The organism is uncultured Chitinophaga sp. (assembly GCF_937898475.1).
Lineage (GTDB): Bacteria > Bacteroidota > Bacteroidia > Chitinophagales > Chitinophagaceae > Chitinophaga.
This window is the reverse complement of record NZ_CALEJS010000012.1, coordinates 162,860-184,467: the sequence shown is the minus strand read 5'-3', so window position 1 is coordinate 184,467 and position 21,608 is coordinate 162,860. Positions and strand designations below refer to the sequence as shown.

Annotated in this window: 21 protein-coding genes; 9 read left to right on the top strand and 12 right to left on the bottom strand. The window is 49.2% G+C overall.

The window, feature by feature from the left end; translation table 11 throughout:
- Window positions 1-50: 50 nt before the first annotated feature.
- Window positions 51-1,313, top strand: a complete 1,263-nt coding sequence (locus Q0577_RS04155; protein WP_298733104.1) for a YdcF family protein — start codon at window positions 51-53, stop codon at window positions 1,311-1,313.
- Window positions 1,314-1,445: 132 nt separating this feature from the next.
- Window positions 1,446-2,045, top strand: coding sequence for a porin family protein (locus tag Q0577_RS04150; protein WP_298733102.1), 600 nt, complete (start codon window positions 1,446-1,448; stop codon window positions 2,043-2,045).
- Between the two features lie 53 nt (window positions 2,046-2,098).
- Here the strand turns inward: Q0577_RS04150 and Q0577_RS04145 are convergent, their stop codons facing one another.
- From Q0577_RS04145 to Q0577_RS04135, 3 genes are all read right to left on the bottom strand, one after another.
- On the bottom strand, window positions 2,099-3,493 hold the full coding sequence (locus Q0577_RS04145; protein WP_298733100.1) for a putative oxidoreductase C-terminal domain-containing protein: 1,395 nt from the start codon (window positions 3,491-3,493) through the stop codon (window positions 2,099-2,101).
- Between the two features lie 92 nt (window positions 3,494-3,585).
- Complete coding sequence (locus tag Q0577_RS04140; RefSeq protein WP_298733098.1) at window positions 3,586-4,977, bottom strand: Gfo/Idh/MocA family oxidoreductase; 1,392 nt, start codon at window positions 4,975-4,977, stop codon at window positions 3,586-3,588.
- Between the two features lie 138 nt (window positions 4,978-5,115).
- Complete coding sequence (locus Q0577_RS04135; protein WP_298733096.1) at window positions 5,116-5,919, bottom strand: ThuA domain-containing protein; 804 nt, start codon at window positions 5,917-5,919, stop codon at window positions 5,116-5,118.
- A 182-nt stretch (window positions 5,920-6,101) separates the two neighbouring features.
- Here Q0577_RS04135 and Q0577_RS04130 point away from each other — a divergent pair, with 182 nt between their 5' ends.
- The 6 genes from Q0577_RS04130 (at window position 6,102) to Q0577_RS04105 (ending at window position 10,282) form a co-directional block, all read left to right on the top strand.
- Complete coding sequence (locus Q0577_RS04130; RefSeq protein ID WP_298733094.1) at window positions 6,102-6,722, top strand: class I SAM-dependent methyltransferase; 621 nt, start codon at window positions 6,102-6,104, stop codon at window positions 6,720-6,722.
- 241 nt (window positions 6,723-6,963) lie between these two features.
- The gene (locus tag Q0577_RS04125) at window positions 6,964-7,446 is read left to right on the top strand and encodes a carboxypeptidase-like regulatory domain-containing protein (RefSeq protein WP_298733092.1); all 483 of its coding nucleotides are present in this window, start codon (window positions 6,964-6,966) and stop codon (window positions 7,444-7,446) included.
- 66 nt (window positions 7,447-7,512) lie between these two features.
- The gene (locus tag Q0577_RS04120) at window positions 7,513-8,277 is read left to right on the top strand and encodes a thioredoxin family protein (protein WP_298733090.1); all 765 of its coding nucleotides are present in this window, start codon (window positions 7,513-7,515) and stop codon (window positions 8,275-8,277) included.
- On the top strand, window positions 8,274-8,693 hold the full coding sequence (locus Q0577_RS04115; RefSeq protein ID WP_298733088.1) for a hypothetical protein: 420 nt from the start codon (window positions 8,274-8,276) through the stop codon (window positions 8,691-8,693). The genes Q0577_RS04120 and Q0577_RS04115 overlap by 4 nt, the downstream gene beginning before the upstream one ends.
- A 132-nt stretch (window positions 8,694-8,825) precedes the next feature.
- The gene (locus Q0577_RS04110) at window positions 8,826-9,914 is read left to right on the top strand and encodes a serine hydrolase domain-containing protein (RefSeq protein WP_298733086.1); all 1,089 of its coding nucleotides are present in this window, start codon (window positions 8,826-8,828) and stop codon (window positions 9,912-9,914) included.
- Window positions 9,915-10,033: 119 nt separating this feature from the next.
- Window positions 10,034-10,282, top strand: a complete 249-nt coding sequence (locus tag Q0577_RS04105; RefSeq protein ID WP_298733083.1) for a hypothetical protein — start codon at window positions 10,034-10,036, stop codon at window positions 10,280-10,282.
- A gap of 404 nt (window positions 10,283-10,686) precedes the next feature.
- Here Q0577_RS04105 and Q0577_RS04100 read toward each other — a convergent pair whose 3' ends face one another.
- The 8 genes from Q0577_RS04100 to Q0577_RS04065 form a co-directional block, all read right to left on the bottom strand.
- Entirely contained in the window at window positions 10,687-11,349 is a 663-nt protein-coding gene (locus Q0577_RS04100) for a response regulator transcription factor (RefSeq protein WP_298733081.1), read from the bottom strand.
- Between the two features lie 2 nt (window positions 11,350-11,351).
- Entirely contained in the window at window positions 11,352-13,169 is a 1,818-nt protein-coding gene (locus Q0577_RS04095) for a histidine kinase (protein ID WP_298733079.1), read from the bottom strand.
- A 67-nt stretch (window positions 13,170-13,236) separates the two neighbouring features.
- Window positions 13,237-13,950, bottom strand: coding sequence for an urea ABC transporter ATP-binding subunit UrtE (gene urtE / locus Q0577_RS04090; protein WP_298733077.1), 714 nt, complete (start codon window positions 13,948-13,950; stop codon window positions 13,237-13,239).
- A 3-nt stretch (window positions 13,951-13,953) separates the two neighbouring features.
- Complete coding sequence (urtD, locus tag Q0577_RS04085) at window positions 13,954-14,709, bottom strand: urea ABC transporter ATP-binding protein UrtD (RefSeq protein WP_298733075.1); 756 nt, start codon at window positions 14,707-14,709, stop codon at window positions 13,954-13,956.
- Between the two features lie 48 nt (window positions 14,710-14,757).
- Window positions 14,758-15,900, bottom strand: a complete 1,143-nt coding sequence (gene urtC / locus Q0577_RS04080; protein ID WP_298733074.1) for an urea ABC transporter permease subunit UrtC — start codon at window positions 15,898-15,900, stop codon at window positions 14,758-14,760.
- An 18-nt stretch (window positions 15,901-15,918) separates the two neighbouring features.
- Complete coding sequence (urtB, locus tag Q0577_RS04075; protein WP_298733072.1) at window positions 15,919-17,487, bottom strand: urea ABC transporter permease subunit UrtB; 1,569 nt, start codon at window positions 17,485-17,487, stop codon at window positions 15,919-15,921.
- Window positions 17,488-17,600: 113 nt separating this feature from the next.
- Entirely contained in the window at window positions 17,601-18,869 is a 1,269-nt protein-coding gene (gene urtA, locus Q0577_RS04070; RefSeq protein WP_298733070.1) for an urea ABC transporter substrate-binding protein, read from the bottom strand.
- A gap of 36 nt (window positions 18,870-18,905) precedes the next feature.
- Window positions 18,906-20,267, bottom strand: a complete 1,362-nt coding sequence (locus tag Q0577_RS04065; protein ID WP_298733069.1) for a hypothetical protein — start codon at window positions 20,265-20,267, stop codon at window positions 18,906-18,908.
- 243 nt (window positions 20,268-20,510) lie between these two features.
- Between Q0577_RS04065 and Q0577_RS04060 the strand changes: the two genes are divergently transcribed.
- On the top strand, window positions 20,511-21,149 hold the full coding sequence (locus Q0577_RS04060; protein WP_298733067.1) for a VOC family protein: 639 nt from the start codon (window positions 20,511-20,513) through the stop codon (window positions 21,147-21,149).
- Here the strand turns inward: Q0577_RS04060 and Q0577_RS04055 are convergent.
- Window positions 21,140-21,526 carry a helix-turn-helix domain-containing protein gene (locus tag Q0577_RS04055; protein ID WP_298733065.1) on the bottom strand — a complete coding sequence of 129 codons (387 nt, stop codon included), beginning with the start codon at window positions 21,524-21,526 and terminating at the stop codon, window positions 21,140-21,142. The genes Q0577_RS04060 and Q0577_RS04055 overlap by 10 nt on opposite strands.
- Window positions 21,527-21,608 lie beyond the last annotated feature (82 nt).

The following is a 21,608-nucleotide window of genomic DNA, read 5'->3' as shown; positions in this document are numbered from 1 at the left end:
TAGGCTACATTTATTATTTTGCAGCACAGCTTTTGCTGAACCAGCATTATATGATGAAATGTAGACTGTTCCCTATTATCTGCCTGGCAGGGCTGTTAATGCCTGTGCTACTGCAGGCCCAACATGAGCCAACTTTTGATCCCGCATACCAGTTTGTACAAAGCGGAAACCTGGTGCAGGACAAAAACTTTTACCTGCTTACACTTTTTGAGCAGGAACCGGCCTTGCAGAAAGCCATCCGCGGAAACAAGGCATTGCAGCAATACCAGGTATATCCCGAGCGGGCTGCCAAAATTGCGAAAGGGTGTCCCAATGCCAGCTGCTTTGCAGCATCACTGGTGTTCAGCGATCAGCAGATCATCGCTATCGGCCAGATCTTACAGGATATGTATAACCGGCAGCCCGCATTCAGGGAAACCCTGCAACGCCACCTGCGGCCCAGCGGTGTGTTTATGCGCTATGCCTCCATGCCCGAAGATAAGCTGCTGGCGCAGCGATGGAAGGAAGAAGCTTATGGGTTGAACTATGTGCTGACCGCTTATACGCAAAACAAAGGCCTGCGTTATCCTAAAATAGATTCCGCCGCCTATGACGTGCGTAGCGCGGACTATACAAAGGAAGTGCGCAAACGCTGGGTACAGACGTCCGCCCGTAAAGACCCTTCCATGCTGTTCTTCTCGCCGGTACTGCAGCTGGCAATGGACCTGCTGGAACTGAACGGGAAAGATCATGCCGCCAGGCATGAGCCCCTGAGCACACTGAACCGCGCGGCCTATCAGCAGCTGCCAGGCACACAATGGGCCGCTTTCCCCTACGCTGCCATCCTTATACTGGGCGCGGGCCCCACCGGCAACGAGCCTATCAGCGAAATGTGTAAAGAACGCTGCCGTATGGGGGCCGCCCTTTACCGCGATAAAAAAGCGCCGTTCGTTATTGTATCGGGCGGCTATGTGCATCCTTTCGGTACCAGATACAGTGAGGCCATCGAGATGAAGCGGTTCCTGAAAGACAGCTGCGGCATCCCGGAAACAGCCATCATTGCTGAGCCTCATGCAAGGCATACCACTACCAACATCCGTAATGCCAACCGCATCCTGTTCCGCAACGGGTTCCCGGCGAACAAGAAAGTACTATGCACCAGCAGCAAGATACACATCACCTATGTGAACAGCATTTTCTTCAACAAAACCTGTGATAAAGACCTGCGTTACCATCCCTGCAAAAATGTAAAACGCCTGGACGATAACAGCCTGGAATACGAGCCGGTAGCAGAGAGCCTGCACGAAGATCCCTTTGATCCGCTGGATCCGTGAGAGGAGCTGCCGGCTGCTCATTATCCGTCCATAAATTTTCCTGTATCATGGTTGTAAACTGCCCGGTCATCTATTAGGTGATGCAGATCCGTTTGCGGTATACTTTATTTGTATATCCATATTGACGTATCTATGACCAACAGATTATTACTGATCATTACCGGATGCCTGTTGCTGACAACAGCTGCTTACAGTCAATCGTTTCACTTCGGCCTGAAGGCGGATCTGAGCTTTAATTCCCTTCATGGCAATGGCCTTGCAGGAACTTTCAAACCCGCTTTCAATGCCGGCGCTTTCGGGGAGCTGAACATCTCCAGCAAGTGGGCCATACAGCCGGAACTGCTGTTCACCCTGTACAACAACAAGGCCGGGGCGGATTTTACGAAGTACTATGTTAACAGCGGCGCCAGTGGCGCCAACAACAGCAAGATACAGCTGGGTTACCTGAGTATCCCGGTATTGCTTACGTATAATGTGAACGAGTTCCTCAGCCTTAACCTGGGACCGCAGTACAACCTCCTGGTGTCTTACGACGAGACCCTGCTGCAGAATGGCCGTAGAGCCATTAAAAAGAATGACCTGGGCGCAGCAGCAGGACTAACCCTGCATGTATCACAGGTACGCTTCTACGGACGCTATGTGATGGGGCTGAGTGATCTCAATGATATTGACAACCGGTATTCCTGGAAAACCCACCAAATACAATTAGGATTGGGGATAGCGATAAAGTGAGCTGTCAGCTGTTAGCTGCTGGCTATTAGCAGCTAACAGCCAGCAGCTAATGGCTAATGGCTTTTCGACATTTCCAGCGCCTTGGTGGTAGTATAGTATTTGGCAAGCATGTTGGGTACTTCCCAATCGGGCAGCTTACCATCTTTCAGGTATTGCAGGTAGCGTTCCATTACCTGGGCAAAGTGCGCTTCATGCCCGTTCTTATATGCAGCCGGGATGGTGATCTTCCAGCCTTTGGCGCTCTTCTCTGTTCCCACTCCGGGGTATTTTGCTTCCAGCTGTTTCAATGCTTCCTGCAAAGCCGTTTCAAAAGCAGGGGTATTATTACCGGCCACCGGTTCTACATACAAGGTAGGCTCATACTTTTCTTCCTTACCCTGGCGGATGACCAGGTTGCTTTTAGTACCGCGGAATAGCGCATAGTGGGTATCTCCTCCCCCTTCTGGTGCGGCGTAGCGCCATAAGGCGGCCACTTTTACATGCACCCCTTTGAGGGTGTAGGTGGCTTCTCCATTGGCGGCCACATTCAACAGGGTATCTTTTGCATATGGTTGTAAAAAAGAGGGAAAACTATCCAGTCCGGTGATGGTGCTGAACTGCGACAAAGTTACCGGGGTAGGCCAGCGGCGGGCGGCCTTCAGCTGGATGTCCGTTTTATAATCAAGGGCTACGCCGGGAAAACATTCCCATTGCACCAGGTCTACAAGGTGCGTACCTACATCTACAATCGCATCGCCCTGTTGTTCAGGATCGAAGAACCAGGACGGGCGTTTAAGGGCCTTGCCGGAAACATATTTATAAAAGTGGTGAACGCTTTCCATTACCACCCCGGGATCTTTTTCAGTGCCTTTCTGCAGTTCGCCGAAGACTTCGTTTATGCGGGAGAGTTCGCCCTGCAGGATGTTGGTGATCTCAGAGCGTTCGGTCATAATATCATAGAGCAGCACTTTCTTTTCCTTTGCATCTGCGAAGGTTTGCTGCAGCTTCTCAAAACCGGCGGAGCTGATGGCCATGGGCTTGTCTGCCAGGACATTCATCCCCGCGGCAACGGCCTGCTGAATGTATTCTGTTTTGCGCTGATTATTGCCCGCCATCACTACCACATTGCCTTTCTTGTCGGCCACCATCTTTTCGAGGAAGTCAGGGCCTTTGTAGATCTCTTCATGCCAGTGGGTGGGCGCATCGGCGCGGGTGTTGTACTGATCGATAAAGCGCAGCTGTTCCTGCAGTTCAGGACCATCGGGTGCGTAAACATGTACAACGGAATCTATACCGGGGTACATGGATTTCTGAACGAGGGCCGCGTGGAAGTGGCCGGGGTCCAGGGTAACAAGCCTGATTTCCGAAGCGGTGCTGTCTTTGCTGTTTGCATCAGTAGCACCGGAGTTGCATGCATAGTTCATGGCGGTTAGGAGAAGAAGAGGTGAAATGAGTTTCAGGTGATTCATTCGTATGATTAGTTTGTTGTTTGAATTTGATGATAAAAGATTGCTTCGTCGCGCCTCGCGCCGGGCTTTGCGGTTCCTCTCCAATGACGCCACTAATCTAAGGTATACGGCCAGCGCTGCGGACGGGTCAGCATGGCGTTGGCTTCGTCATCGTTTTTAAAGCGTTCCTTTACCGGATCCCAGTAGAGTTTGCGCTGCAGCTTCATGGCGGCATGATTAAGCAGGCAAACAGTGCAGGCGCGGTGTCCCACTTCTATGGGGGTAATAGGCTGCCGGCGGCTGGCGATACTCTCCAGCCAGTTACCATGGTGGTCGTTACTTTCATAAAGATGTATTTCATCGGGCCCTATAACGGAATCGAGTATACGCGGATCACTGGCGTCTAGCGCTTTATCTTTTTTAACTTTAGATCCCGGATCACTGGCAGTGGCCGTATAGTTGCCGCGGGTAACGAAGATCCAGCCATCGGAGCCAACGAATTTCACGCCGTTGGGATATTCATTGCTGGCAAGCACTTTAACCCCGTTACCGAAGATGGTTTCCGATTTAAAAGGTCCGTGTACATCCCACAGGTGACCTGCCGGCGGGAACTCAGCACTGGCGGTAATCTCTACCGGACCCGTATATTCCGTATCCATTCCCCAATTTACAATATCAAAATGATGAGCGCCCCATCCGGTGATCATCCCTGCACCAAATTGTTCGCAACGCAGCCATCCGGGACGGGAGAAATCATCTGCCGGGTGTACCCTTTTTAAAGTGTAGGGAACATAAGGTGTTTCGCCCAGCCACTTCTCGTAATCAAGACCAGCGGGTACGGGCATTTCTTTTTCAACGGTACTTTCCCCGGGATCATCTATCGGAAGACCTACGTATACCGTATGCAGTTTACCGATGCGGCCGTTGCGCACCAGCTCACAGGCGCGTTTGAACTGCGGCATAGAGCGTTGCTGGCTGCCGATCTGCAATATCCTTCCGCTGCGATGCACTTCGTCACTCAGGGCACGGCCTTCGGCAATGGTAAGCGAAGCGGGCTTTTGCATGTAAACATCCTTACCCGCACGTACGGCGTGGATGGCAGGAATAACATGCCAGTGATCAGGCGTGCTGATGATAACAGCGTCAATATCTTTATCAGCGAGGAGCTCCTGGTAGTCGGTATACGTTTTTACTCCATCGTAGGCTTTACCGGTTTTCTTTGTGTAATGCTCATTGACCAGGCGTTTAGCCGCATCCAGCCGTTTACTGTCAAGGTCGCATACGGCGATGATCCGGGCCAGATCATGATTCCATACACCGGGCATATCATGTCCGCGGGAGATACGGCCATTACCAATGGCGCCCACATTAATACGGTTACTGGGGGCAAGCGGGCCGCTTAACACATGCGCGGGAACAATGGCGGGAAAAGAAGTGAGTGCCAGCGCACCGGCGCCTTTAACGGAGTCTTTGAGGAATTTTCGCCTGGAGGAAAGGTTCTTCATATCTGAGCGTTTATGGGTTTTAACGTTTGAGGTTTAAAGTTTGAGGTTTGTTAAACGTTAAAGGTTCAGGACAGTCCTGCTTTAAAGGCATAGTTGTACCGAACTTCCAACATGCAACGAACTTCAAACTTCAAACGTTCAATAGGGCAACGGGTCATCCGGACTTACCGCCCGGGCTTTGGAATAATCCAGTTTAGTTTGTTTGCTGAGTACCCATTGCAGGCCGCCCAGCAGGTGGCGCTGAAAGGTAGGGTCAGCATAGATCTTTGGGTCGTGCCCGAGGGCGGTGTACCATTGACGGCCGCCATCAAATTCATGGCACCATACAGAAGGGAAAACAGCACCATAGAAGTCTGGCTTTTCCTTATCATTGATGCCGGAGAGATCGTGCACTGCGAGAACATGGATGTCTGGATTGACTTCCCTGACGAAGTAACATTCATCAGACAGCTCCCATATCTTCGGCAAAAAAGCAGTAGACGGATGGTCAGCGTCTATAATTATTTCCTTCAACGGCTGGAATGGCGGGTGACGTACAAAGGTGGCGCCCACCATCCGTTTGAACCAGGGCCACTTCCGTTCTGTGCCCACCGCAGAGTGGATGCCTACAAAACCGCCGCCTGCCTGGATGAAGCGCATCAAAGCAAGCTTCTGGGCATCTGTATGAAAAACATCGTTATTGGTATTGGCAAAGATGAGGACATTATATTTCCGCAGGTTGGCGTCTGTAAAGTCGGCAGGCGTATCGGACACATCCACCTGGAAGCCGTGCTCCCGAGCCAGCTGCCGGATTGCGGCCACAGCAGCGGGAATGTTCTGATGCACGTAACCCTGGCCATTCTTCGTATATACCAGCACCCGGATGTTTTTCCAGTGGAATCCGGGAGGAATGGCGGCGGTAGAAATGACGAATAGTAGTAATAAGATGGATAGTTTTTTCATACGTGTTATTCGTGGATAGATTACTGGCGGTAAAAAGTACAACTTTTTGCAATGGATTGCAAGAGAAGAGGTGTTAATCTTTGAAGCGGAGAGAACGGATTGGCAGGCGCATACCCACCGGCATTAAAACAGGTCAACTTGAAGAATTAATTGTAAATTCCTTAGCGCAAACAACCATTACTATGATCCGGCAACTGATTGAAAAAGCAGCATTAAAGAAGATAAGCGCCTTCCGTGACCTGGACGGCTGGCTGACCGACAGTGAAGCGCTGGGACTTTATCTCACGGCACGAAAGCTGCCGCGGAATGCTACGGTGGTGGAAATCGGCAGCTGGCAGGGGAAGAGTACATATTGTCTTTCAAAAGGCTTACGGTCCGGCAATGTGTACGCCATCGATCCCTTTAATGCAGATGCGGGTGCGGATGAAGGTAGCAGGGAAATATACCTGCATAAAAAGGGGGATAACAATTTGCTGGAACAGTTCAGGAAAAATATGGAGGGACTGGAAGTGTTGAAGAAGATCATCATAAAGCAAGGGTACTCTCATCAGTTTCATAGTGATTTTGAGAAGATTGATTTCCTGTTTATAGATGGCGATCATTCTATTCCCGGATGTAAAGCTGATTTTGAATGGTATGCACCGAAAGTGACCGTTGGAGGATATATAGCATTTCATGATTTTTATGAGGACAGGGAGGAGCTGGGGCCTACCTGGGTAATTAAGCAGCTGGTGATGGGGGCAAAGGAGTTCAGGTTCCATAGGAAGTATGATACGCTGTGGGTGGCGAAGAAGGTATTGTAGCATTAAAATAAAAATGCTGATGTCATTTTAAGGTGGAATAATATTTTTGAAATAATAATTTTCAAGGTGTAGTTAATGGATGAATGAACAAGAACCTGACTATTACAAAAAGATCATCTTTTACACATTGATATATTGTATATAATCAGCCACCACACTGGTTTTTTGTCATTTTTATTAACTACTTATTAACCCTTTTTGGGAACTAAAATTGTGTAATTGCGCGCAATAAAAATATCCCATGAAACTCATTCGTTACCTGGTATGTCTTATTGTGTTTACTGCCTGTAATCCGGTAAAGCAGATTACGGGCAGTAAACCTGACGGCAGCGGCTACGTATTATCTATACAACCTTCAGCCAATAAAAAAGACAGTGTATTCATCCAGGGCAACATCAGGGCAGTAGATACAGATTCAACAGAATACAACGCCCTTATAGCGCTACAGCTGATTAAGCTGGACACCAGCGGGTATAAAGCATCAATCGGGCCAGACCCAAAGGGCCGGTTCAGCTGTATGGTGCTTCCCGGAAGATACTATTTGTCTATCGCAGCCCTTGGATTTGGCAAGATCAAAACTGCTGAGTTTACTGTGAAGAAAGGACAATCTGTATCACTGGAAGCGGTTATGCACCCGGTAGCAGAACAGGTTAGCAACGATCCGGTATTGACACCCTATAAAACGGTTCCACGCAGACCGCCTGCTAACCAGCCCTCCTATTAACCATTTATTAACCCTTTGGCAGAAATAAAAGTGATTAATTGCATAGCGCTATAAATATCCCAAATCATGAATAAACCCCTGTTATCAGCTATCCTGTCTGCCTTCCTTCCCCTTTTTTCCATGGGTCAGTTCCTGAGCGAAAAAGCAAGCATTGAGTCAGCACTTGCCGCTGCTGCAGAAAACAATAAAATGATCTTCCTGATGATGGACGCCCGGGAGTGCGCTACCTGCAATCAGGTTGCAGACATGGCCCTGAAAGACGATGCGCTGAGAAGATATCTTTCGTCAAGGTTTGTTGTTCTCCGCATAGGTGCAGACCATCCTGAAAGCGTAATGCTACAACAAACCTACCAAGCGGCAGGAAAAAATATGGTTTTATTCCTGGATAAGCAGGGTACATTAATACATCGCTTTAACGGAAGCTCTTCCCATACTACCGATTATATAAGAGAAGCAGAGATCGCATACAGGCAGAAAGAAAACGGCATCGCGATCAGACAATTAGAAGCGGCAGCAGCAACTGATAAATTGAGCACCGCAGCATTATATAAGCTAATAAAAACCAGGAATGCGCTCAATTATGCTATTGATTCGCTATTGGATCAATATGTCACACAACTACCGCCAGACTCACTGGCAAAACTGCCTGTACTGCAGCGTATCATTCAATTGAGCCCTGTATTAATGTCGCGCGCTGACGCCATACTCCGGAACAATCCTGATTTATTCCGCCAAGCCTGGTACAGCCTTCCCCTGGATGAGCGTATTGAGATTAACAGGCGGATCATCTCAAAGACACAGCCCTCCCATACTACGATAACTATTACATGACCATATCCGCAGATTCCATAAAAAGAAGCGATTCTTTAGCGCTTTCCAGGATGATGAAAAACCGTCTCGCTAGCGCGAAAAATGGATCGAGGATAGTGTTTCCGTTTGTGCGCACCGCCCAATATTATTGCGGTGAACTAAATAATGGCGCCTGGCGTCTATATACCCTTACAGACAAGCCTGAGCTACTGGAAAAAGCACTCGGTTGGGCAGCTCACGCCAATGACTTTTGTGAGCTTCCCCAGGCGATGGATACTTTTGCGCGACTACTATACAAGCAGCAAAAAAACCGGGAGAAGGCTATACGTCTCGAAGAGAAAGCCATTGCGCTTTCAAAAGAATATGGCATATCACCGAAAGCGTTTGAAGAAGTATTGCAGCAAATGAAGCAGGGTGCGAGCGAAATAGATGAATAGCCATTGCCTGGAAATAAAATGTACCGGTCATAAAGTTTAGCGCCCGCCGGTCCGAAAGACCAGCTACAACTTCCTATATTTATATAAATTAATGAATTCAATAACCCTGATGATATCATAAAACACCCAAACATGCGCCCCTCTGCTAACAACATTTCACCCATCCCCTCCCTCCTTTTTGTCTTTTCCTGCTTATTACTGATCTCACCCCTCAGCTTATTTGCACAAAAGGACCGGATTGATACGTTCATTGAAAACAGTATGTCGAGAGAACGTATTGCAGGTTTCGCTGTAGGAATCATAAAAGATGGAAAAGTAATTAAGACCAAAGGTTACGGATACGCAAATCTTGAATTGAACATCCCCGTTACAACCAGTACCGTCTTCAAGGTGGGCTCTATAAGCAAGCATATCATTGCTGTGGCTATCCTGCAATTTATACAGGAAGGAAAGCTACAGCTGGATGATCCGGCCACTAAATTCTTTCCGGACGCACCGCCGCATTGGGGCAAAATCACTATCCGGCACCTGTTGAACCATAGCTCCGGCCTGAAAAGAGAATCACCGGCTTTTGACCCAATGGCGATACAGCCCGATTCCTTCGTTATCAGGGCCGCATATAAAGATTCACTGGTTTTCCCAACAGGTAGCAAATGGCAATATTGCAACCTGGGATATTTCATGCTGGCAGATATTATCAGGCAAATCAGCGGAAAAAGCTTTGCAGACTATATGAAGCAGGAGATCTTTGAAAAGAACGGCCTGATGGCAACAAGGGTAACATCATTAAAAGATATGGTCTATGGACGGGCCAATGGTTACGTGAATGCGGGCAAAGACACCGTGGTAAATGCACTGAATTACGTTGCCCTGAGACCCAGCGGGGCTTTTTTATCGAATATCGATGACATGGTAAAATGGGAGATGCTGATACAGGGCGGAAAGATCTTATCGCGGGACAACTGGGATCAAATGTGGACGGATACCACTACCACTGGCGGTATTGACAATGGTGTATCGTTTAGCTACGGATACGGGTGGTATGTCAGTACTTATAAGAACCGGAAGGTAGTTTACCACGGTGGTGTGCTGCCAGGCTTCAGGGCGATGTATTACCGGTTGCCGGAGGAAAGAACAACGATTATAATATTGACGAATTCTGAACCTACAGATACGAGGGCCCTGGGGAGAGAATTGACGGATGTTGTGATGGATATGTAAGTAGCAGGGAAAGCCGCCGGAATTAGTCACTCCTCGTCGTATCCTTTTGGCATAGCACCATAAAAGCCCGGATAGGAAGCAAATAGCTGGTAAAGGCATCGCAGGCCTTCTTCCAACGTATGAACAACTTATCCAACCCCGCCCCGGAAAACATCCTTAACGACATCTACTCCCGGCTCATGGAACTGCCCATTACCTTCCGGAACAAAATCTTCGAAGAATGCTCCTGGAGCACACCCGCCTTTTACCGGAAAGCCAGGGATGCTAAAGGAATCAGCAACGCAGAGAAAGACAAAATTGCAGCCATTTTAAACGAAACCTTCCAAAACCTCTGGCAATACTGCGAAATATACAGGAAACAACAATAGCTTCACCGCGCCCTGGTTAAGCTCCCCTCCCATAGGGTTAATATTTCCGGCAAGACGGTCAATCCGCCCCGGAAGATAACCAAACAACCCTGACAGATCGAAGGTATTCAATGTAAGATGACAGATGTGTCATGTAAGCTGACAGATGTGCCGTGTAAGATGACAGATGTAGTGTGACAGATCGAAGGTGTTCAATGTAAGATTACAGATGTGTCATGTAAGATGACAGATGTACCGTGTAAGATGACAGATGTGCCGTGCAAGCTGACAGCTCTGCCCCGCCACTATTCATCAAACTTACTCCACTCCCTGGACCGCTGGTTAATACTCATCACCGCCCAGCTTACCACCCCCAGGCAAAACAAACACATGAGCACAATCAATGTTACAATCATAGCATTCAATTACTTTAAAAGATCGGCTTCTTTGCAGGAAGCAAGCACTTCCTCGATATTATTGGTCTGAAATTTACGCAAAATATTCAAACGGTGCGCCTCAATGGTACGGATGCTCACATTCAGCGATTCGGCAATCTCCTTATTGCTCAGATCATTATCTATCATCCGCAGTATCTGCTCTTCGCGTTTGGAGAGCGAAATATCTGCATAAGACACGGTTTTATGGCCGGTGGCATTACGCATATCCAGGTACTTCTTCACCAGTACATCCGTTACATCACCTATAAAGTAAAACTTGCCCCCGTATACCGTGCGGATCGCATTCAGGAAGATCTTGTTGCTGGTATCTTTCAGGATGTAACCGCTTGCGCCCATTTCCAGCGCTTTGGCCACATAATCGGGACTATCATACAAGCTGAAGAAAAGGATCTTTGCCTGCGGCAAACGGCTCAATATTGCCTCGCTGGTCTCTATACCATTGATCCCCGGCATACGGATGTCCATAATGATCACATCCGGAGCAACGGTATGCAGCAGCTGCAGGGCAGTTTCTCCATCGCCGGCCTCACCCACCACTTCCATATCTGGCTCGCTGTCTACCAGTTGCTTCAAGCCATTGCGGAATATTTCGTGGTCATCCACCAAAAAGACCTTCATTTTTGTGCTCATAGTTATAAAGGTATTTCTAATTGTATAATTGTCCCTTTTCCAGGTTCTGTACTAATGTTAAATGCACCGTTCAGCAATTCTGCCCGTTCCTTCATGCCGCGTATACCGTTCATCTTACGGGCCAGCTCTCTCAGGTGCAGCTGATGTTTATTGAAGTAAAAGCCTTTACCATTGTCCTTTATCATCATATTCAGGTAATCGCCGGAGGTGTCTACATAGATCTCCACCAGGGACGCCTGCGAATGTTTAACCACGTTATTCAGCCCTTCCTGCAGGATGCGGTAAACACTCATCTCCAGCTCGCGCGACATCGGCGATACGCGTATATTGGCATCCACCAGCACCTCCATTTTGCGATCCGCATCTTTCACGCTTTTTACAAGATCGTCTATGGCAGAACGAAGACCAAAGTCTTCCAGTACGCTGGGCATAAGGTCTGAACAGATGCGGCGCGTTTCGGTAATGAGCTTCGACAGCATATTGTTGACCATCACCACTTCCGGATCGGGCGTAGCATTGCGGTCCTGTATCTGCTCCAGCTTCATACGAAGGCTGGTGAGCATCTGGCCAATGCCGTCGTGAATTTCGGCGGCTATACGCTTACGCTCCTTCTCCTGCCCGTTGATAATGGCGTAAGATTTGATCTTCTGCTCCACTCCTTCACGGCGCATTTTTTCTTCCGTCAGCATCCGGTTCTCCCGCTCCGTATTTTTACGGTTGGTAATATCGTTGCCGATGATCAGGTACTGATAAAGACTGCCCGCATTATCAAACACGGGGATCAGCGTTACATCCAGCCAGAAACCGGTACCATCTGAAGCGTAGTCAAATATCTCGTCCTGCCATACTTCTTCCCGTTTCTGATCATCGCGGATGTGATCATAGATCACGCTTTCCTTACCGCCCATGTTATTATAGAACACCGGCTTATTACGCAGCTCAGACATGGTGTATTTGGTAAGATGGCAGTATTTATCGTTGGCGTAGATGATGTTTCCCCTAGGATCTGTTTTTACGAGATAGGTGGCCTTATCCAGCGCGAAGTTCATTTCGCGCAGCTCGTTGTACGACTTCTCCATCCGGTCATTGGCCGCCTGTAGTTCGTCTTTTAAGGTCTTGGCCCTTTCTTCTGAAAATACCAGTCCCAGTACCACTTTCTTGATATGGATTGCCATGGGATAAAAGATAAAGGCGGCTTCCAGCAAAAGGGTGAGCAGCACAAGGCTCAGCATGAGATAATCAATCTGCTTCAGCTGGCGGATGCGTTCTTTGGAGAAACGGTCGTAATCAAATACAATGAGGTCCATTCCCAGGAGGTAGGACTGCTCATAATCCATGATGGTCTTAACGTAAGGGCGGATCAGCTCCGGGTTGAAGGGCCTGGCCGTATCGAGGATGGTAACAATATGTTCGGCGGCGCGCATGATCTCCGCACGTGGGTGGCTGATCAGCTCAAACATTTCGTTGATCTCCTCCATATCTTCGGTGGGCAGGTTCAGGAACTTACTGCCCGCCTGCAGGCCTTCCTGGGCTTTTTCCCATTGCCGCAGGGTGTTTACAAACTCTTTGCCGTTGCTCTCAAATTCCACCCCGTTCTGCAGCTGCAGGGCTGCTTTGCTCAGTATCTGACTGTAGGTACGGAGCCGCGCCGCGAAATTGATCACGTGCGAGTCGTCCATAGAACGGTTAAGGTGTTGCTGGATGCGGACCTGGCTCAGTATAGACAGTACAGCAATAAAAGTAAGTGCAATACCATAACGGATGGTAAAGTACTTGAAGAGCTTACGGTCCTCTGATATGATGCCCAGGTCGTGATTCATCCTTTTAAATATAGAGATTTAAGTCTTGATCTGCAAGCCTGATGATGACTTTGGAAGATGGATGTCACTACACCGCAATATGTTCCTGCAATTCCCTGAAATCCAGGCTTACCGCCTCTCCTTCTTTGACCATCTTTCCCCTTTCCATGAAATAAAAATAATCGGTTACCTGCCGGGCAAAATCTATCTTCTGCTCTACCAGCAACACGGCAATACCTTTCTCTTCCGCCAGCTGGCGAAGGATGTTCCCTATTTCAATAGCAATGGAAGGCTGAATGCCCTCAGTCGGCTCATCCAGCAATAACAGGGACGGCCCGCTGATCAGCACCCGGGCTATGGCCAGCTGCTGCTGCTGCCCCCCACTGAGGTTACCGCCCAGGCGGCGGCGAAATTCTTTCAGGATGGGGAACAGCGCATAGATCTCCTCCTCTGCGAAAGCAGGTTTATTGGCAGCAGCTGCTTCCATCCCCAGTTTCAGGTTCTCGTAGACCGTCAGCTTGGGGAATATCTCCCTGCCCTGCGGTACATACCCGATACCCGCTCTCGTTATTTTATGCGAGGGCCAGTTGGTAATGTCCTGTCCGTTCAGCAGTATACGTCCTTCCCGCGCTTTCACCAGTCCCATCACCGTTTTCAGCAGGGTGGTCTTACCTACACCGTTGCGCCCCATCACGGTGGTGATCGCTCCTTTCTTTACCGCAAGACTGGCGCCCCACAAAATGGTGCTTTCGCCATAGGCCGCCTTTACTCCGTTAAGCGACAGGATATTTGCATCTTTCATACTTTATAGTTTTTCCAGTTGCGCGTTTGCCCTTCCGAGGTAGCAGTCGATCACTCGCTGATCATTCCTGACTTCCTCGAAAGCGCCTTCCATCAATAGTTTACCGTTCACCAGTACGCTTACACGATTATTGGCGATCTGGCGGACAAAATGCATATCGTGCTCAATGACAATCACGCCGTGTTCTTTGGAGAGCTCCAGCAACAGCTCACCGGTACGCTCTGTTTCTCGGTCAGACATGCCGGCGGCAGGTTCGTCTATCAATAGCAGCTTCGGATCCTGCAGTACAACGATAGCGATCTCCAGCCACTGTTTCTGCCCGTGAGAAAGTGCGCCGGCCTGTTTATCCAGCACACCCGCTAAGCCTACCCGTTCTGCCACTGCAACAATGCGCTTTTTAAATGCTGGCGTCATTCTAAAGAAGAGTGATGAAAAAACGTCCTTTTTCATGCGGGCGGCCAGCGTCATGTTCTCGAACACCGTGAGGCTGGAGAAGACGCTGGGCTTCTGGAATTTGCGGCCAATGCCCAGTTCTGCTATTTCCACCTCGGTAAGGCCATTGGTGGCTTTACCGTTGAATAATATTTCGCCGGTATCGGGTTTTGTTTTTCCGCAGAGGATGTCCATAAAAGTGGACTTACCCGCGCCGTTAGGTCCGATGACCACGCGGAGCTCTTTGTCTTCCAGCTGGAAATGCGACAGGTTGAGGGCCTGAACGCCACCAAAGGAAACGGAGAGATTATTTACTTCTAATAACATAATTCACGTTTATTAAAGGCATTGCAAGACGGTTTCTTCGCACAGCGCTCAATTCCCTTCACTGCTCCTTGCCATAGCGGGATGGGAGACCCTTGTATTTTCTGCGTGCGGGGAAGGCACTCCTTCCACAACCGCTTTCCGCCGGCTACGCAGCAGGGCAGCGAACTTGTCAAACAATCCTGTAAAACCTTTATCGAAATACAATACCGTCAGTATGTAAAGAACACCCAGCACAAACAGCCACCCTTCCGGGAAAAGACTGGTACAAAGGCTGTAAAGGCAGTTCACCAGCAATGCGCCGATGATAGCGCCTTTCAGCTTACCGCGGCCTCCTAATGCCACCCACATCAGCATTTCAACGGATGAAGTAACACTCATACGGCCGGGCGTAATAATACCGGTTTGCGGCACATACAGCATTCCCGCCAGGCCCGCTAACACCGCCGCCACAACAAAGACCGCCAGCTTATAATTCAATACCCGGTAAGCGGTATAACCCACACGGGGCTCGCTATCGCGGATAGCCTGCAGTACCTTCCCGAATTTGGAAGCCATCATCTTACGGCAGAGGATATATGAAATACAGAGCATGGCCACGGTAGCAAAATATAATGCCAGCTTGGTATTAGATGAAGAAAGATCAAAACCCAGCACGGCCTTGAAATTAGTGAGCCCGTTGGTGCCGCCTAATTTTGTTTCGTTACGGAGAAACAACAGGTACATACCCAGGGCAAAGGCCTGCGTAATAATGGCCATGTAAACGCCTTTGATACGGCTTCTGAACACAAAGAAACCGATCACAAAAGCAATGACAGCCGGTACCAACAGCGCCAGTACCACCGCCGGAACAAAGCCATGAAAAGGCTGCCAGAATGCGGGCAGTGAAGAAAAGTTGTTCCAGACCATAAAGTCTGGCAGCTCCTGTCCCTGCAGGGCAGTAGCTTTCAGCAGGAGGTGCATTCCCATGCAATAGCCGCCCAGGCAGAAAAAGAAGGCCTGGCACATAGACATGATTCCGGTATAACCCCAGATCAGGTCTATTCCCAGCGCAGCAATGGCAAAGCAGCAATACCTGCCCCACAGTGAAATGGTATTGATGGAGACAATGCCCATGAGATGACCGGCCGGCAGCACTATTGCAAAGAACAACACAAATAGCAGGGTGACCAGTTTAGATGATTTATCAGGCATGTTAAAATAGTTTTGTTATTACTCTTCAGCGATCCTTCCTTTATCAGGGAACAAGCCCCTTGGTTTAAACTGCATGTAGATCATGATCAGCAGCAGGATGAGCACTTTTCCATACACGGCCTGGAAAAGGGCTTCCAGCACTTTGGAGAAAATGCCGATACCTAATCCCGCAGTGATGGTACCTATCAGTTTGCCTACGCCCCCGGTTACCACCACCAGGAAGGAATCCACGATGTAGGTCTGGCCCATATCCGGCACCACGTTACCGATCAGTGTCATGGCGCAACCTGCCAACCCGGCAAGGCCGGCGCCAATGAAGAACGTAAACGCATCTACACGGCGGGTATCTATACCCAGGCAGGCGCTCATGCTGCGGTTCTGTGTAACCGCCCGTATCTGCATACCGATGCGGGTGCGGAATAACATACCGTATAGCGCTACCACTACCACAATGGTGAGCAGGATGATAAAGATGCGGTTGTAAGGCAGCACCAGGTGCGGCGATACCTGCCATCCGCCGGCCAGCATATCAGGCAGCTTTACGGCGGTGAGATCGCCAAAGATGGTGCGGGCGGTTTGTATCAGCACCAGGCTGACGCCCCAGGTAGCCAGCAGGCTTTCCAGGGGACGTGCATACAAACGGCGGATGATCAGCCATTCCAGGAACAGGCCCATTAAGCCGGCAGCGATAAATGACACCGGCAGCGCGGTGATAAAGAACCAGTTGCTGTTCTGAACATGCAGCACATTGCTAAAAAGCATTTCCGTACAATAGGTAGCGTAAGCCCCTATCATCAGGAACTCTCCGTGAGCCATGTTAATGATACCCGCCAAACCATATACAATAGCCAGGCCCAGCGACACCAGGATAAGTATGCTTCCCAGGCTGATACCGCTGAACAGGTGCTGTACACGTTGCAGCCAGGCATAATGATTATCCAGCTTGTCTGCTTTGGCGGATGCATAAACTGCCGCTTCCTGCGGAACACCGGCTTTCTTTGCGTAGGCGCGTAAACGTGCGGTGGCATTATCGCCCCCGTTAGTTTCCAGCGAATCTATCAGCAGCTTGGCTGTCTGCGCTGATGCGGCATTATTTAAACGGAGGGCATACCAGGCTTCTTTGCCCGCACGCAAAGCCGAAGCATCTGTTTCGTTTTCCAGCGCCAGCGGCAATGCATTGATCAGCATTGTATCTGAAACGGCCCGCACCTGGCCGTAAGCCATGGTACGTTTCTGCGGATCCATACTGAAGATGCCTATCCAGGAGGATAAAGGCGCCAGCAACAACCGATGCGGGCGGCTAATCTGCACCTGCTGCAGGGCAGTAACAGGCAGCATTAAGGGCTGCGCATCTGCATCCAGCAGTACCATCTGCTCCGGGTATAGCTGGTATATTAAATACACATCTTCGGCGCCGTTCCTCTTTTTGCTTCCCAGGGTGACCGCCTTATCCTTATATAAATAAAGGCTGTTGCTGTTCACAGCTTCCAGGAAACGGAGAACGGAAGAAGAGGGCTTTAAGGAAGCCAGTGCCGACAAAGCCTGCGCACGCATTTCATCGTTCTGTGGATACAGTACCTGTTGCATGCATGAGCCGACCTTGTCGTCTGACGCGTAAGCTGTACCCAGCCAAAGGAAGGATAACAGCAAACATAGTATTAATCTGATTCCCGTATTCATTTCTTCCCTATAGTTTCAACTTAGTTTTTAGCGGTAGCATCCAGTGTAAAGAAAGGCTGGGGAGTAATAAGTCCCTGCGATTTCCAGATCACGTTGAACTGTCCGTCGGGTTTGATCTCACCGATCATTGCAGATTTAGCGAGGTGATTGATCTTATCATCCATTTTCACCGTACCTGCAGGCGCATCGAAAGACAGTCCCAGTAATGCACTGCGTACTTTATCAACATCAAAAGAACCGGCTTTCTCTGCCGCTTTTGCCCAGAGATATACATCAGTATAAGCCCAGCAGATAGGATCGTCTGTTACCCTTTCTGCCCCGCCGGGCAGGTTCTTTTTCTGACAGTATGCCTTGAAGTGCGCTACAAATTTTTTGTTCTCAGGAGAATCGTTTGACTGGAAATAGTTCCAGGCCGCGAGGTGACCTACCAGGAATTCAGTATCCATCGCGCGCAGCTCATCTTCCGCAACAGAGAACGCCATAATGGGACAGGTAGCGGCGGTAAGGCCCTGGTTAGCAAATTCCTTGTAGAAAGGAATATTGGAATCGCCGTTGATGGTAGACAATACACAGGCTTTACCACCCACTGCAAACTTCTTTATTTTGGATACGATGGTCTGGTAATCCTGGTGATGGAACGGCGTATATTCTTCAATGATATCTTCTTTGGCGATACCTTTTGAAAGCAGGTATGCCTTCAGGATCTTGTTGGCAGTGCGGGGAAACACATAATCGGTGCCCAGCAGGTAGAACCTTTTGTAGTTGCCGCCTTCAGCGCTCATCAGGTAATCTGCAGCAGGGATCAGCTGCTGGTTGGGCGTAGCGCCGGAGTAGACTACGTTCCTGGAGCTCTCCTCCCCTTCATACTGTACGGGATAGAACAGCAGGCCGTTGTTCTCTTCAAACACCGGCAGCACGGATTTGCGGGACACGGAAGTCCAGCAACCAAATACAGCCGCTACTTTTTTATCTGTCAGCAGTTCCTTTGATTTCTCTGCGAAGAGGTCCCAGTCAGATGCGGGATCTACGATCACCGGCTCTATCTTCTTGCCCAACACACCGCCGCTGGCGTTGATCTCATCTACCGCCATCTGCACGGCATCGCGTAAGGACACTTCAGAAATAGCCATGGTGCCGCTGAGTGAGTGCAGCACACCGATCTTAACGGTGTTGGCGCTGGCATTATCGTCCGCAGCAGATGATTTATTACCGGAATTACAGGACGCAATAGTTAACAACAACAGAGAGGCAGTTAACCCTATCATCAGTTTTTTAAAAGAAGCGATCATTGTAATGCGTTTTATATAGTGAAATGATTTTGGTTCTTAGAAAATGAAAATCTGTACCTGTGCCCATACCTGGCCGTAGGTTTTCTTATCAAATCCTTCGGCGCCGGCTACATTGTAGGAACGGGCGGTATACGAAAGGCGCAGGTTGGTACCCAGGCCATTGAAAAAGTAATTGATACCGCCGCCGTATACGGTGCTGGAGCTGATCTTATTAAAGGCATCCTTGTCAAGCCCGCCCGTTTGTACCGCATCTGCAGAGATATCCTGGTTCTCAAACTTTACCCAGGGCTGCAGTTTTGCTTTCTTAAAATAATATCCCAGCTCGAGAAACTGTACGGTTTGTTTGGGAATGAGCGATACAAAAGAATATTTTGAATCCACATCCGTACCGCCGGTCATGTATTGAAAGGCGCCGCTCAGGGTAAGAGATCCTGCGTCAGACAGCGGCTTATCCAGGAACACATCTGTGCTCAGGCTGTAATAAGAGCCCTGTTTATCGACGCCAGCGCCCCAGGTAAGCGTATTGCCTTTACCGAGGTTGGTGCCTGCGTAATAGTAATCCTTTTCGGGGTCCAGGAAGCTGTAGGCAACGCGGCTTACCAGGCGCAGGGGACCTTTACCGTCTATATTACGGCCGGTGAAAACGCCTGCCCGGTATTCAAACTTATCCCTGAACAGGAAACCGCGCGCGTTGACGCCGAGATCGCGGCCAAAGTTGCCCTGCAGGGGACTGTTCTCAAAAAGGTTGTAAGGGTACTGGAAGAAGGAGAAATCGTTGGTCAGCAGCGCAGCAGCACCCTGCAAACCGTTACGGTTGTTGGATACCAGTTGCTGACCGGCGATGATCTGGAAGGCATCGCAGAAATTGTACTGGAACTGGGCGTCCAGTATAATAGGCGCTACTTTCACGTTCTTGGTGCTGTCAGCGTTAGGGCCGCCGATTGCGGAGGGCAGTTCCGTTTCCATAAAGAAGCTGGCCTTGGGCGTAAGCTGTGCCCCCACCAATACACGTGCCCGGTAGAGGGTAAAACCCCTTTTCCAGGAAGTAGGCGAAGCCGCGCCGTGGGGGTTGGTAAAGCCATCCTGTTCTGCCGTAGCGAACATGTGAATAATGGCCCCTACCTGGATAGATGGCTTAAAGGGAAGCGAGTCGCTGAGGACCGCCTTTCTGTTCATCTTCAGATAAGAGTACCTACGTAGTTCCGGGAAATCCGGGATCTCCGGTAACAGGTTACGGTCGGCGGCAACTTTTGTAGTGTCAGTAACATATACCGCTTTCGCAGCGGTATCAGGTAAAGAGATCTTCCGTTCCGGAGGGGTCTCCGGCATATTACCTCCTGCCAGGGCAAGGTGGGCAATGCATAAATGGCTGGTTAGCATCAGACAGGTAACTTTCATAGCAACGTTAGTTTTTAAATTAGTACCTACGTACTAGATTTTGGTTCCTCGCACAAAATACGTAAGTGTTTTTAAGATAAAAACTATTTAAAAGTATATTTTTAGAGACAAACTATGTCATTTTTCAATTAATTGCTCGAAAAAAGTTCATATAGTTAAATTTATAATTTAACAATGGAAGGAATGGAAGTGTTAACATGCTTTTTATCGGAGAAACCTGTATCTTTTGGTAAAATCCCTGTTATGCCCTCCCAAATCCCACCTGAAGTAAGCTGCGGAAGCGTATTTCCGCTGATGCCCGTGAGCGATGTAAGCGCGGCCATTGACTATTACACCCGGCAATTGGGTTTTAAGCTGGGCTTTACCTGGGGAGACCCGCCGAAATTTGCGGGAGTGAACCTGGGAGAAGTGTCTGTACACCTGTCCGCCAACGGTCCCGGAGCGCCCGCCAGCGCAGCGTACTTTGTGGTGAGTGATGCGGAGGAACTATTTGATTTTCATATATCCAACGGCGTAACGGTAGTGGAGTCACCGGCTGACCGTGACTATGGTTTACGGGATTACCGCGTAAAAGACCCCTGGGGGAATGAACTGGGGTTTGGACATTATATATATAGTGCAGGCCCTGCCGTGAAAATTGAACGGATAGATGTTTCCCTTCGTTTGGAGAAACGCCTGGCTGCCCTGATGCAGGACCTCGCGGAGCATAAACGTATGAGCCTGAACAGCTGTATGGAGGAAATACTGCTGCATACGCTTGAAATAGCGGGTGATGGGGTGGCCAGTCCTCATACCATGCGTACACTTAAGTATATACAAACACTGAAGCAGAAACATGGGATAGATTATGACACCCATGACAGTTACCGTTTTCAGGAATGAACCATGGCGCTGCTTTCGCCCATCATCTCTTTCCGGTGTTTTAAGCCCCATGCCACCATCACATCCAATACTTCCGCCAGGGAGTCGCCCGCAGGGCTGAGCTCATATTCAACAGTTACCGGGAAAGTATTGTTATCGACCATCCTTTTTATCATACCGTTCATTTCCAGGTCTTTCAGTTCCTTTGAGAGCATACGGGGAGTGATGCCGGGTATCCTGCGCTGTATTTCTGTAAAGCGCCGGCTTCCTTTCAGTATGGCGGCGAGTACACGCAGCTTCCACTTTCCGCTCAGTACGTTCATGGTATCATGGATGGCAAGCACATATTCAGTGGGGCATCTTTTATCCGCTTCCAGCCGTTTTGTAATTGGTTCCATATACTGCTGATTAAGGGTACACTATACTAAAGTATAGCGCTATACTTTGGTATACTGCTATACTATCTATAGCAAACATAGC